This window comes from Paraburkholderia aromaticivorans, assembly GCF_012689525.1.
Taxonomy (GTDB): domain Bacteria; phylum Pseudomonadota; class Gammaproteobacteria; order Burkholderiales; family Burkholderiaceae; genus Paraburkholderia; species Paraburkholderia aromaticivorans_A.
Genome location: NZ_CP051514.1, coordinates 1307482 through 1320272, shown reverse-complemented (window position 1 = coordinate 1320272; position 12791 = coordinate 1307482). Strand labels below are relative to the sequence as shown.

Annotated in this window: 11 protein-coding genes and 3 pseudogenes; 5 read left to right on the top strand and 9 right to left on the bottom strand. The window is 59.8% G+C overall.

The genetic code is table 11. The annotated features are described in order from the left end of the window. Positions 1-224: 224 nt before the first annotated feature. The 3 genes and pseudogenes from HF916_RS06225 to HF916_RS06215 form a co-directional block, all read left to right on the top strand. On the top strand, positions 225-1166 hold the full coding sequence (locus HF916_RS06225; protein ID WP_206001696.1) for a group II intron reverse transcriptase: 942 nt from the start codon (positions 225-227) through the stop codon (positions 1164-1166). 114 nt (positions 1167-1280) lie between these two features. Then, positions 1281-1460: pseudogene (locus HF916_RS06220) on the top strand (IS6 family transposase); the annotation flags it as partial. 49 nt (positions 1461-1509) lie between these two features. After that, positions 1510-1689 (top strand): annotated as a pseudogene (locus HF916_RS06215) (transposase); the annotation flags it as partial. Between the two features lie 942 nt (positions 1690-2631). Here HF916_RS06215 and HF916_RS51680 read toward each other — a convergent pair. Continuing rightward, positions 2632-3222, bottom strand: a complete 591-nt coding sequence (locus HF916_RS51680; protein WP_206001695.1) for a hypothetical protein — start codon at positions 3220-3222, stop codon at positions 2632-2634. A gap of 243 nt (positions 3223-3465) precedes the next feature. Between HF916_RS51680 and HF916_RS06205 the strand changes: the two genes are divergently transcribed. Next, entirely contained in the window at positions 3466-5718 is a 2253-nt protein-coding gene (locus HF916_RS06205) for an FAD-dependent oxidoreductase (protein ID WP_168788182.1), read from the top strand. A 46-nt stretch (positions 5719-5764) separates the two neighbouring features. On the opposite strand, the gene phaZ is transcribed toward HF916_RS06205, so the two are convergent. The 5 genes from phaZ to HF916_RS06180 all read right to left on the bottom strand — a co-directional run bounded on the left by phaZ (position 5765) and on the right by HF916_RS06180 (position 9268). Next, complete coding sequence (gene phaZ / locus HF916_RS06200; RefSeq protein WP_168788181.1) at positions 5765-7000, bottom strand: polyhydroxyalkanoate depolymerase; 1236 nt, start codon at positions 6998-7000, stop codon at positions 5765-5767. 228 nt (positions 7001-7228) lie between these two features. After that, positions 7229-7945: an IS6 family transposase gene (locus HF916_RS06195; RefSeq protein WP_168788180.1), complete on the bottom strand. Its 717-nt coding sequence runs from the start codon at positions 7943-7945 to the stop codon at positions 7229-7231. A 98-nt stretch (positions 7946-8043) separates the two neighbouring features. Next, a complete protein-coding gene (locus HF916_RS06190; protein ID WP_168788179.1) occupies positions 8044-8520 on the bottom strand; it encodes a hypothetical protein in 477 nt (158 codons plus the stop codon). Between the two features lie 36 nt (positions 8521-8556). Then, a complete protein-coding gene (locus tag HF916_RS06185) occupies positions 8557-8931 on the bottom strand; it encodes a DUF3564 domain-containing protein (protein ID WP_168788178.1) in 375 nt (124 codons plus the stop codon). 46 nt (positions 8932-8977) lie between these two features. Then, positions 8978-9268, bottom strand: a complete 291-nt coding sequence (locus tag HF916_RS06180) for a c-type cytochrome (protein WP_168789033.1) — start codon at positions 9266-9268, stop codon at positions 8978-8980. A 502-nt stretch (positions 9269-9770) separates the two neighbouring features. Between HF916_RS06180 and HF916_RS06175 the strand changes: the two genes are divergently transcribed. Beyond that, a complete protein-coding gene (locus HF916_RS06175) occupies positions 9771-10046 on the top strand; it encodes a DUF1488 domain-containing protein (RefSeq protein ID WP_168788177.1) in 276 nt (91 codons plus the stop codon). A 27-nt stretch (positions 10047-10073) separates the two neighbouring features. Here the strand turns inward: HF916_RS06175 and HF916_RS06170 are convergent, their stop codons facing one another. The 3 genes and pseudogenes from HF916_RS06170 to HF916_RS06160 all read right to left on the bottom strand — a co-directional run bounded on the left by HF916_RS06170 (position 10074) and on the right by HF916_RS06160 (position 12613). Next, on the bottom strand, positions 10074-11105 hold the full coding sequence (locus HF916_RS06170; protein ID WP_168788176.1) for an Acg family FMN-binding oxidoreductase: 1032 nt from the start codon (positions 11103-11105) through the stop codon (positions 10074-10076). Between the two features lie 307 nt (positions 11106-11412). Next, positions 11413-12186 (bottom strand): helix-turn-helix domain-containing protein, encoded by a 774-nt coding sequence (locus tag HF916_RS06165; RefSeq protein WP_431311392.1) that lies wholly within the window; start codon positions 12184-12186, stop codon positions 11413-11415. Continuing rightward, positions 12183-12613, bottom strand: a pseudogene (locus tag HF916_RS06160) (response regulator). The gene HF916_RS06165 and the pseudogene HF916_RS06160 overlap by 4 nt, the downstream one beginning before the upstream one ends. Between the last annotated feature and the right edge of the window lie 178 nt (positions 12614-12791).

The window sequence follows — 12791 nt, the reverse complement described above, 5'->3', positions numbered from 1 at the left end:
GCCGGCATATCGGTTCGGTTCAAAGGCAAGACGGACACGCCAGTTCTTACGTCGTCCTCGGGTCATTGTCGCGCCTCCCTGTCCGCGGGAGCGATGGTCTCAAGGACGAGAACCGCATCGACGTCAGGACATCCTCTGGACCACGGCGCCAGACACTCCCTTGAAATGCGCAGACCCCATTTTACTCGCGAGTTTGCTATGTTGTTGGCGGAGCTATTTCCCCGGTGGCAGCCAACATGACGCTCGATGGCCTCGAAGCTATGCTCGCGGAAAAATTCCCGCGAGCGAAGCAGAGAGGACTGAAAATGAACATGGTGCGTTACGCGGACGACTTCATTATTACCGGCCACTCGAAGGAGTGGCTGGAACATGAAGTCAGGCCGGCAGTAGCTGAATTCCTGGCGGAACGCGGGCTGGTCCTATCACCAGAAAAGACCAGGATAACGCACATCAAGGATGGGTTTGATTTCCTCGGATGGAACATTCGCAAGTACAACGGCAAGCTATTGATGAAGCCGTCGAAAGCGAACGTCAAGGCACATCTTGACAAAATTCGTGAAATCATCAAGGCCAACAAGACGGCTAAACAGGCGAACCTGGTAAAGCTGCTCAATCCTGTTTTACGAGGATGGGCGAATTACCATAGCCATGTCGTCGCCAAGAAAGCCTTCGATCGGGTTGATCACGAGGTCTGGTCAATGCTATGGCGATGGGCGGCCAGAAGGCACCCCAAAAAAGGCGCCCCATGGATAAAAAGCAAATACTTCAGGGCCAAAGGTCTGCGGGACTGGGTATTTGCCGCCACAGAAAAAAAAGAGGATGGCACGACAAGAGAGGTCACCTTGCTGAAGGAATCGGACACGCCAATAAAACGGCACATCAAGATCCGAGCGGGCGCAAATCCGCACGATCCGCAATGGGCACCATACTTCGAATCCCGATGGGGCCAGAAGATACTGAACTCGACGCGCGGTCGCCGTAAGCTGTACCGTGTCTGGGTAAGGCAAGATGGCATGTGTTCCAACTGTCAGCAGCCCATCACAATGAACACCCGCTGGGATGTTACGCATATTGTGAAGCAAACTGACGGCGGCACGGATGCAGCAAGCAACCTCCAGGTTAACCATCTCAATTGCCGTAGAAATCCACAGTACGCCGGAAAATGAAGTTGTACTACCGGGTGTCGACAGATGCCTTTGCAGAGGCTTGAGCCGTATGCTCCTAAAGGCGCACGTACGGTTCTTAGGGGGCAGCAGCGCAGCAATGCGCTGCTGCTACCCGACCAGGACCACCGTGCCATCAAGCGTCGCACCCGACCGATGCTGGGCTTCAAGAATTTTCGTTGTGCACGCATCATTCTTGGCGGCAGCGAGTTCATGCACATGATCGTCAAAGGCCAGATGAAGGACGGGGGCATCGCGCAAACTCCCGCCCAACAGTTCTACTCTTTGGTCGCATGAGTAGTCCTCATCATATCGACATTTGTTTGACTCGTCTTCCTTATCGCGACAAAACCCGATCCACCGGGCTCGGGTATATGGCGAGCGCAAGCAGAACTTCGTGGGTCAACATTTCTGGGCGCGTGGGTATTTTGTGTCCACGGTGGGACGAGACGAGCAGCTGATTCGCGAGTACATCAAGCATCAGGAGCAGGAAGATCAGCGGCTAGATCAGATGCGACTGTGGTGATAGACGCGTGCCACCGATAGGTGGCGCAAGAAACCGGGGCGCGTTAGCGTGGACTATGGATCTCATTGACTTTCACTCTAAGCTCCTGATTTTTCGATACGTCGACTCGAATTGACCAGGGCTTCAGACATCCACGCTGGCATAACCGTGTCATCGGCATGGTGGGTGGTACGCAATGGCCTCGCATCGGGTGGTTTGGAACGAACACGAATACTCTGCTTCGGACAACAGCTTCAGGGCGAAGGCGGTGAGCGACGTTAGATTGGACCGCAAATCGATTCGCTGAACATCTCCGTTCGCGACGCGTGCCTATGACCAGGAGTGTGCCTGATTGAATAAAATCGTCTAACGAATGAAGGTTGTGGCCTTCTCGTGTGTCTGCATTCCAATCGTCCATGAACGAGGGTGTCACGCTTAACTTTCTTCACATTGACGCTGATCAAGGGACTAACAGCTTCAGGATTTGGGTCCAGCACGTTACCTGTTGCTCGCGCGGTTTGCGGGCAGCGACGTTGCCCGCCAGGTTGAGAAGAAACTGCATGCGCTACGTTCCCCTCCGGGTGTTGATCCCATCCGATTCAAAATGAGCTGGCCATGCCTGCGCTCTTGTATCGCTAAATGCGAGGTAACCGCCAGGAGCAATAGGAAGTGCGCTGATGAGGCGGTTTATCCCAGTTCATCCGCATCCCGGGTCACGGCGATGGCGGGATTCGTCCATCAAGACGTCGACCATCTCATTTATCTATGCAATTGCGTTCCGGTTCATTGTTTTCGGAGCGGCCCACTCGTGGCAGCACGGCACTACGATGAAACCTTGATTCACATCACTCGGCTGGTGAGAAGCGATGGCAAGATGGAGACGCAAGGTGAATAGGGGGGATGGCGAAATCGAGGAGCTTGGGTATGAAAGCGGCAAGCCTGTTGTCACATCAGGTCGACGCACTACGGGTGGGGATCAGAGCGTCGCTGATTCACATCTGAGCAATTGGCATCGATCTGGGTAAATAGGGCATAACCCGGGGCCTGAATGTTATGCGGGCGATATCCTGTCGCGCGAGTTGTGTCCAGCCACCATGATGTATCGATCAATATCGCAGCGAGGTAATTGTCATCAACGTATCGAGTGATGTTTGCGAAGGTGACTGGTCGGTTTCGGTAGAAACGAACCAGGCGGTTGGCGGCTTCGACTGCCGGATCCACATCCACCACAGTGCGCCAGAAGGTCCGTTTGAGCATGAATTCAAACACAGCAGCATTTTTGCGACCGAGCGCGAAGCGGTTCTCGCTGGTTTGCGTGAAGGCATGGTGTGGATTGAGCTGAAGATGTCGAAGTCGCTCAAGGTCTAGGCCCGAAACTCGTGCTGCCGCTGGCCATGTTTCGACGTACGTCGACGGCTGTGCCGGAACGGCGTATCCGCGGTAAGTCGGAATCAGGCACGCGTGGGTCGAGAAATCATCCGGCAGGCGCCGTTTCGCGCAAAGGGGCACCCGGCTCGGCAAGATGCCAGTCCACAGGGCGGCGAGTTTGCACAAAATGGGAGGCACCGGTCGAGAGGCGGCTTTAAGGGTGGGCGCGATGGCTGTTGCGATAGGAGCATGCGGGTTAGGCAGGACTTCACTCGGTTGGCATCGCTCGCAAGAGGCAGCGCTGCCACAGCGCGTTCTTTGTGCCGCCCCTTGAGGCTTGACGTCGACGTCGTCAAGCGGCTAGCCAGAGCGCGGGACGAGCCGGATAACGGCAGTGAGCAATGCTGAAAGTTACACGGGGCATCCTGGATGACGACGCGCAATATCGACTATCTGCTGCTTGGTGGGGGCGCGACCAGCGCAACTGCGGCTCGTGTGCTGCGCAGCGAAGACGCGGTGGCCAGAATTGCGATCTTGTGCGGTGAGATGCTCGCGCCTTATCAGCGCCCGCAACTGACAAAAGGGTTCCTCGGCGGCACCCTTGACGCATCACAGATGGCGATTCATGCGCCGGGGTTCTACGCGGAGCGCCACATCGAGCTTCTCCTCGGCGCGCGCGCCGTCAGCGTCAACCTCGCCGCCCACACCGTGCATACCTCCGACGCGCGCGCATTCCACTACCGTAAGTTGCTGATCGCCACCGGGGCATCCGCGCGCGTGCCGGATTTGCCGAACGCGACGCTGCGCGGGGTCCATTGTCTGCATAGCGTCGCCGACGCTGCGGCGATTCGCGAAGCCGCCGCAGGTGCCGGGCGCGCCGTGGTACTCGGTGCGAGTTTTATCGGACTGGAGGTGGCGGCATCTCTTCGGACGCTAGGGTTGAACGTCACGGTGATCGAGCGTGGCCGGCGGGTTTTACCGCTGCTAGGCACGCAAATCCTGTCAGACTACTTCATGCATCGATGCGTTGAGCGGGGCATCGAAGTGCTGCTCGATCGGAGCATTCGCGAGTTTGTGGGGAGCGGTGCCGTCGAAGCGGTCATGACCGACCGCGGCGAATCGATGCTATGCGACCTCGTGGTGGTGGCGATCGGTGTCACGCCTAACTGCGAGTTTCTGCGCGACAGTGGCCTCGTGCTCGAAGGCGGCATCGTTGCCGACGAGTTCTTGCGCACGAGCGACCCCGACGTGTTCGCCGCTGGCGATGTGGCGAGTTTCCCCGATGCGGTATTTGGCGTGCGCCGGCGCATCGAGCATTGGGACAACGCGATCCGGCAGGGACGGGTCGCCGCGCGCAATATGGTGGGCGGAAGTTTTCCGTACCGGGACGTGTCGATGTTCTATGGCGATGTGTTCGACGTTTCATACAATTTTCTCGGCCGCGCGGAAGACATCACGCAGACGGTCGAGCGGGGAACGCTTGACTCACACTGCTACTCGCTGCTCTATCTGAAAAACGACGTGTTGCAGGCGATGTTCTCGGTGGGCCGCACCGCGGAAGAAACCGCGGCGGCCGAAGAACTGATTCGGCGGCGGGTCAACCTGCATGCGTCGAAGGCGCGCCTGCGCGATGAGGCGTTCCTGCTCGATACGCTGCCGTCGCAAACCGTGCTGATCCTGCAGGGCGGCGGTGCACTCGGCGCGTTTGAATGCGGTGCGGTGCGCGGACTCGAGGAGCGCGGGGTGCATCCGGACGTCGTGGCGGCGGTGTCGATCGGCGCGTTCAACGGTGCGATCGTCGCGAGCCATCCGGGCAATGCGGCGGCGCCCCTTGCCGAATTCTGGCGCGAACTCTCGATCGCGCTGCCGGCCATGCCCGATCCGTGCATTCATCAGGCGCTGTTGTCATGGTACGTGCTGTGCATGGGCGTGCCCAACTTTTTTCAGCCGCGCTGGTGGAACTCGCAGATCGGCCGGGAGGCATTCGTTCCGTGGTGGACCAGTTTCTACGACCCGGCGCCGATTACCCGGCTGATCACGCGCTACGTGGATTTCGAGTCGCTTGGCCAAAGTCCGGTGCGCCTGTTGCTGAGCGCAGTGGATGTGGCAACGGGAGAACGGCGCATTTTCGACAGTTACGTCGACCGGCTGACGCCGCAGCATCTGCTCGCCAGTGGAAGTCTGCCGCCCGGTTTGCCCTGGACGACGGTCGACGACAAGCAGTACTGGGATGGCGGGATTGTGAGCAATTCACCGCTCGATCTCGTGATCGAGCGATGCGGCTCAATCGGCAAGCGCGTATTCGCGGTCGACCTGTTTTCCGGTAGGAGGGCGATGCCTGCCAACCTCCTCGAAGTTATGCTAAGGCGGGATGAGATTGTCTATACGGATCGCGTGCGCAACGACCTGCGTTTCGAGGAATACGCGAACGATTTCAGCGAACTGGTTCAGGACATCCTGCGCCATGTCGATCCGCTTGAGGCCCGGCGGATCCGCCAGAATCCGCGTTACATCCGCTTGATGGGAAACCGCGTGCCGATCCACGTCTCAAGAATCGAATTGTGCGAGGGAGCGTCAACCTCGTTCGCGCGGGACTACGACTTTTCGACGACCACCGTGCAGCAGTTGCAGGAGCGCGGCTATCAGGCAGCGCTCGCGGCGGTGGCGCGTTCGCGACATTGATATCGCTCTGCTGCCATATCCTTGTCTGCAGAGCGCGTAAGCACGGCTAGCCGGAAGCGCGCCAGAAAGCGGCGAGTGCAGGGTGGATGACCTCCTGCCATCTCGGTCCGGTGAACAGGTCATAGTGGTCGCAATCCGCGATCGTCAACATTTGCCGCCGGGCCGCCGGGACCGCGCTGCAGAGTGTCTGCGCAGCATGGGTTTGACCGGCTCCGGTGATGTCATCGCGAGCGCCCTCAACGGTGCACAACGCCGTAGACGAGAGATCCTGCGGCCGGACGGGATTCGTGCCGACCTTCCAGGTTCCGCAGGCAAGCCTGTGTTCCTGAAACGACACGCGAATCGTGTCGAGAAAGTAGTCTTCGGCCATGTCGAGTACCGCGGAATACTCGTTAAGCCGCCGCAAATCACCGGCGATCGCTTGTGCATCGCCCGAACACAGGCTCGCCCAGTAGCGGGATTCGAGTGCCCATTGGCGATGGGGGTGCGCGGCGACGATCGCTGCATGCTGGACGAACCCGGGATACACGCGGCGTCCGGCGCCAGGGTGGGGGGACGGGACTGTGTCGATCACCGTGGTGCGAAACCAGTCGCGGCTATGGGTTTGAGCAAACCGGTCGATCGCGGTCGGATTGAGACGAGCGTCGATAGGTCCTCCCATCAGAGTCACGCTGCGCGGAGGAGCTTCGCCCGCGCTCGCCGAGATTGCTGTCGCCGCAAGCGTGGGTCCGGTTGCCTGGCAGACCGCAACGACATGCAGGCTGACACTGCCCGCGGTGCGCAGAAAGCGCTGGATGGCGAGAACGTAGTCGTCGAGTCCGAATGAACCTGCTGCAACCGGCACGTCGCGTGCGTCGGCCCAGTCGGTGACGTACACGTTGCCGTCCTGCAGCAGTGTTTCAACGGTTTCTCGCAACATGACGGCGTGGTGCCCGGCGAGCGGCGCACAGAGAAATATCTCCGGAGCCACCGGAGCGCGGAGCGTAGTTGTCGACGCGGCAGAGGGCTGTGCGCGCGTGAACTTGCGCAGTGCGCAAAACAGCGTGCTATCGACCACCTGTTCGACGATTGGCACTTCCTCGCCAGCGATCTGAACGGTCGAAATGCCGAAAGGCGGTGGCTCCAGAGGCGGTTGAATCAGACGGTATATCCAGTCCCAACCGGCTGCGGCCACCCGTGAATCTCGCGATTGCGCCGGTGCGCTGCCACTTTGAGCGCGTGTCGCCCACTCACTGAGCATCTGCATCAGGTTGCGTTCTGCGTCCAGCCACGCGTACCACATGCTGTCTCCTGCTTATCGTTGCTTCGGATGCGTCGAGCGCCGCCGGTGCGCGTTTCTTAGTGCTGCCACGAAAGGTCACGCGCGCTGTTTTGCGAGTTCGGGTTGATCGGCTCCAGTTCGGTCAACGTGCTCACGACGTTCAGCGGTCGACCGGGAAAGGCGCTACCATAGGCTCTGGTGCAAATAGGCGATATGGACGAGATATTTTGTTATATAAAGGACACCTGATCAGGCAGACAGGACGGCCACCCTGACTGCGGGCGCAGCGGTATCTTTGAGGCGGAGTTTCGCGAGGCTGAATTGGCCCTTGCGAATACGCTGTACCAGTTCAATACCGGAGAGAGTGATCGCCGCGTTCCGGAAACGTTTGAAGCCGAGCATGACTTTCGTCCGGGACTTGATGTTGCGGTGGTCCTGCTCGACCATATTATTGAGATATTTCGAGGATCGGACCTTCGTGTCCTCCGGCAGCAAGCCATCGGCCTTCATTTCGCGCACGGCGCGGTGCGAGGCGGCGTAGCCAACGAGCATGATAGTCTTCAGTGGCTGGCCTTGATGTTTGATTGCCTTCCTGAAAAACGCCTTTGCCGCCTTCACGCCGCGCCTGGCGCTGAGCATGAAGTCGACCGTCTGACCAGCCCGATCCACCGCCCAATAAAGATAGACCCACTTGCCGCGCAGCTTGAGGTAAGTCTCGTCGACACGCCACGACTGGCCGGTGGACCTGCAAAAGCGGTTCCACCGTTTGACGAATTCCGGCGCAAAGCGACGCACCCAGCGAAGGATCGTCGTGTGCGCCAGCGACAGACCCCGTTCCGCCATCATTTCGACCAGATCGCGCAGGCTAAGCTTGTAGCGCAGGTACCAGCGAACACCCAGAATGATCACATCGCGGTCAAAATGACGGCCCGCGAGCAGTTCCTCCAGACTCTTCAGCTTACTCATCGGCGGTTCTCAATTCGTTCAGACCGACACCTTAACCGATTCGCCCCCGCGCTATTTGCGCCAGAGCCCGCGTGCCTACGTCGGTGTTGTTGCCCGCTTCAGGCTTTGACCGTGCCGCATGCCCGAGCCGGCGTATCTGATGACGCCGCGCGCTCACTCGGTTCGAGCCGCAAAGCGCCCCAGCCGAGCGGCGCAAACACGTGGCCGCCCGCGAGTTCGACCTGCTCCACAAATGACTCGAGCGTGATGCCCGCCATGATGTGAATCGGTGCATTGCCGACAAAACTTTGTGTACGCAGCCAGGGCATCTCGCCGCGATTGATTTCGTTGACACTGCGCTCCTTGCCGTCGTAGCCGAGATCGGGCGTATACAGCGGACCATCGAAGGCGACGGTCAGGATCTGCTCGGGACTGTTGGTATAAGGGGGGCCGGCGTGCTGTTCATAAGGCACGCGTTCCCAGCCATCGCCCCATTGCTGGTCGAGCGTCATACGCGTGAAATAGGCCCAGGGAGCGCGCACGAAGCAGAGTCCATACGCGTGACGCACGCCGTCAAGATTGACAGTCATTCCCACAGTAGCACCTCATACCGGTGGCAGTGTCGACAAGCCTCACGGGTTGTCGTCGGCGGCGAAGATGCCGTCTTCCGGCTCCGTGTTCTCGTTGTCGACACATTGCACGTGCCAATGGCCTGCCATCAGCGATCTGCCCGCATCGGAGCACCATTGTGCGCGTCCGGTTTCGCCCTCGAATGGCCCGGACGTGACGTTCAGATCGAGCCCTTCAAGTACGCAGCAGGGCGTCGAATCGTGCGGTCCGCAGATGAGCGTGTTGCCGCAATCGACGTGCAAGGCGCCCCATTCGGGCAGTTCGAGCCCCATATGCCCCTCGCGTGACCATTGACGTGTTTCATTGTCGAGCCACAGGATGGCGAATGCCATCGGATTGACACGATCGAACGTGTCGAGATGGATGGTGAGGCGCATGAGGTTCTCCGTACATTCCAGGAACATGTGCAAACGAACTGGGTGGCTATTGACTCAAAACCCACTGGACCAACGTGTGAGCATCTTCTGGTGTCAACGGACCGCCGCGATCCGCGGGCAGCGGCATTGACATGTCGCCCCAGTGGGCCTTGCCGCCGAGTCGCAGCTTGTGCTCGAGCATCACGCTGGCGTTTGGCACGTCGCGATAACGGTCCGCAATCTGTTGGAACGAAGGCGCGAGGAAAGGCGCGTCTCGGGTATGGCAGAACATGCAATGTTGTTGATCGACTAGCGCGGTCGGTTCGGACTGGGCAAGCGCTGAGCCGCTTGCCAGCAGCAGCGCAAGTGCTCTTACAGTGAGGTAGTGCAGGTGCGGGGCATTCACGAGACACACTCCAGTACAGGTGCTGAGTTCAGTGTAGGGTCAGTGCCGCCCGCGCGATTGACTCATATCAAGCCCATGATTCGCCTTGCGTTCGACTGTCCGCCATGGTCAGTTGCTTTCCAGCCTCATACGAGCTAGGCGGAATCAGGTAATGCAAGCCAGGACGGCGACTGCGCAGCGTCATCGTGCGCTTCCGTCATATTCGATGCTTGACTCAAATCAATCGCCTTTCTCATGCGCGCAGACGTTGGCTTGCCGGCGCGCGGCCGACGAGGTCACTTGATCTGAGTCAAGCCAGATCGCTGGCGAAAATATGGCGGCGCGCAAACGGCGCCTATTCTGTTCACAGACGGGTGCCACGCGTGGCGGCACTCTCTTCGCTTTGCCGCCGCGGGCATTACAGTCGCTCGCATGACGGCGCCTTAAGAGCCACGCCTATCTTCAGGCTGCGGTCATGAATATTCATTTTCCCCAGGAACGTCCGGAATATTGCGCTCGCGATCTGGTCATCGCCTTTCCAGCAGAGATCGGCGGCGTGCGGGTTCAGTGCGCGATTACCGCGGAGGCGCTCGAAGATCACTTTGGCGCAGCATCGTTACGTGAAGACGACCTGATCGCCGCGTTCGATACTCATCGTTATCCGATCGAACAGGCCGCGCGGCGTTTGCTGGACGAAGTGGGCGGCAAGCCGGTCATGCTGCACAGCGGCTACTTCCGCTTTTGCGACTGAAGCGGCCGTCAGTGGGCCGCTTCGTCCCTACGACACGACTTCGGCCAGCGGACGCCGTCGCGAATGAGCAGCTTGCCGACCGCGGCCGATACGCAGCAGCAATTGCGGCACGCCGTCCAGATTCAGGGCGGCACGCAATGTGTCGCGCAGTGAAGCCACTTCGATCGGCTGATTCAGATAGGATGCCGTAATACCCTCGTCCGTCGCGGTAAGCAGCACCCGTTCAAGCGCTTGACCTGCCACCAGCCACGCAACGGCATCGTCCGCTCCGGTGGCGATACACAGAAGTAGCGGCGAGCCGGCGGCCAGCGTGTGATGGGCGGCCGCCATGCCGCCACCCAGGTCGAACGTGCGAATCACCGAACCTACCAAGGGCACCGCGAGATCGAGCAGGACGCGCATTCCCGGCGAGAACGCCGGCATGCCATCCTGACCGCGTTTCGGATGAATCCAGCTCGCGAGTTCGCGCCTGAAGCGCGGATCCTGGAATTGCGCCTGATCGGCTTCAGCGATCAGCGTGGCGAGGCGCTCGCGGATGACCGTATTTCCGGCGCAGACGATATCCGCGCCCTCGGCGGCGCCCGCTTCCTCGAGCCGCAACTGGAGTTCGACCGGGATGGGCTCGTCGACGAAGGTTTCACGGGTCGTCACGCGCCGCGGCATTGCGTCGAATAGCGGTGCAAGGCTGGCGTCGCAATGGCCATCGCGCAGGATCCGCAGATGCGCCAGCACGTCCACGTCCGCAGGCGAGGGAAACAGCGTAATCGCGTAAGCCAGACCGAAGCGGCTCAGCGCAACGCGGAGATTGAACAGCGCCGCGCCACAACTGATGATCAGCTCGCGGTCAAACGGATCGACCACCGGCAGCGCCCGCATACGGTCCGCGCACAGCGTGACGCAGTCACCGTCGACGATGAAGTGCCACGGCTGCGTATTATGGTTGGATGGCGCCAGCACTGCGTATCGCAGTGCAAACCGCAGTTTTTCTTCGACGTCGGCATTCGGGTCCAGTTGATGTTCGTCGATGGACCAAGCCGTGTTCTGGGGAAGTGCGTTCATTCGGGGCCTCCTGCGCTTTTTCCGGATCGATCGAACCGGGCATGCGCTGCCGGTTGTCGGGTCACGTCGTTAAGCCATCGTGTCAGATGACTTTATGCATGGCTTGACTCAGATCAAGCGCTGGTGGTGATACTGCGGTTAAATAAATGACGGAACCTCGGTGCTATCGATCCGCTAAACGCTGCAGCAGCGCGAAAAAAAGGCGGCTAACTGCGCCGCCTGAGCACGCCTCTTCCGAGGGTTCGCTCGTAAAACGCCTTGTCAACTGAAGCTGCCGCGTCTGGCACCATGCATTTCACGTCCGGGACTACACGCGCGCGAGGCCTTCGAGGTCGAGAATCCTGATCTGCTTGCCACGCGTGTCGACCAAACCGTCTTTTTGAAACTTCGAAAACATGCGGCTGACGGTTTCGAGTTTCATCCCGAGGTAGCAGCCGATCTCCTCGCGCGTCATGCGCAAATTGAATTCTGCCGGCGAGCAGCCGCGTGTCTTGAGCCTTCCTGACTGGTTCAGCAGGAATGCGGCGACCCGCTGCTCGGCGGACATCGTGCCGAGCAGCATCATAAGTGTCGCCTCGCGAACGATCTCACCGCCCATCAGACTATGGACATGCTTCTGCACGACTTCCACCTCGCGGCACATGGCTTCGAGCACATGAAACGGGATGACGCAGACGTTGCTGTCTTCGATGGCGATCGCGTCGCAACTGTGCTGCCCTGAGCAGACGCCGTCGAGACCGAGTGAATCACCGGCCAGATGAAAGCCGGTGACCTGTTCCCGGCCGTCGCGATGCATGACGACGGTCTTGAACGAGCCGGCGCGGACCGCATAGATGCTCTGGAATGAATCGTTGGCGCGGTATAGCGATTCACCGGTTTTGATCGTGCGGGAAACGCACATCAGCGACTCCATGCGCTCCAGTTCTGCCGGCGTTAAGCCTTGTGGCATGCAGATCGAGCGCAGCGAGCAGCTCGAGCAGCGCGGGGCGGGCCGGTACTGACGGTGCGAGCGCGGAATGGCCTGAGGCCGGCAGTGGGGCACGCTGCAGCGGCATGATTTCAGAATATTCGGCGACGTCAGACATGATGTGCTCCTGTGTAATTGAGGCCACGTGCACAACGCGCGTGGGGAATCCGCGTGATCGTGTCGCATGCAAGATCGAACTCACTGGTCTTGTCGAAGAAGTACTGTGCGCCAGCCGCGAGGCATGCCTGCCTGAACCACATACTTGAGTGATTCGTCAGCACGATCGTGATCGCCGGCGACATGATCTTCGCGATACTAACCAGCAGTTCGATACCGGTGCCGACAGTCAGGCGCAAATCCAGGACCATGACGTCGGCTCTGGTGGTGTCGATGCCGGAGAGCGCGGCGCCTGCTTCCTCAGCCTCGCCGACGATCTCGACACCATCGATTGCGCCTAAGCGGGCCGCCATCCGTTGTCTGATCGGATCGTGTCTTCAACGAGGAAAACGCGCAGTGCTTGCTGGGACAGGCTGGAGTTCATGGCTCGAAGTATCGGCCGCGCCGTCTCAAAATAAAATCGGCGGCGAACGAACTTCGGGTAGGCGAGCACGAAGGTGTGTAGGGAATTTCCTACACGCGGCGAATGGGAGGGTGGATCTAGCAGCGCGACCGGTGAATTGATGTGACGATTCGATCGGGCTCTGCGGCCCGGGCACCGC

Coding starts and splice junctions, on each gene's coding strand:
- HF916_RS06205 (WP_168788182.1), top strand. CDS start 3,466: ATGACGACGCGCAATATCGACTATCTGCTGCTTGGTGGGGGCGCGACC.
- phaZ (WP_168788181.1), bottom strand. CDS start 7,000: ATGTGGTACGCGTGGCTGGACGCAGAACGCAACCTGATGCAGATGCTC.
- HF916_RS06195 (WP_168788180.1), bottom strand. CDS start 7,945: ATGAGTAAGCTGAAGAGTCTGGAGGAACTGCTCGCGGGCCGTCATTTT.
- HF916_RS06185 (WP_168788178.1), bottom strand. CDS start 8,931: ATGCGCCTCACCATCCATCTCGACACGTTCGATCGTGTCAATCCGATG.
- HF916_RS06175 (WP_168788177.1), top strand. CDS start 9,771: ATGAATATTCATTTTCCCCAGGAACGTCCGGAATATTGCGCTCGCGAT.
- HF916_RS06170 (WP_168788176.1), bottom strand. CDS start 11,105: ATGAACGCACTTCCCCAGAACACGGCTTGGTCCATCGACGAACATCAA.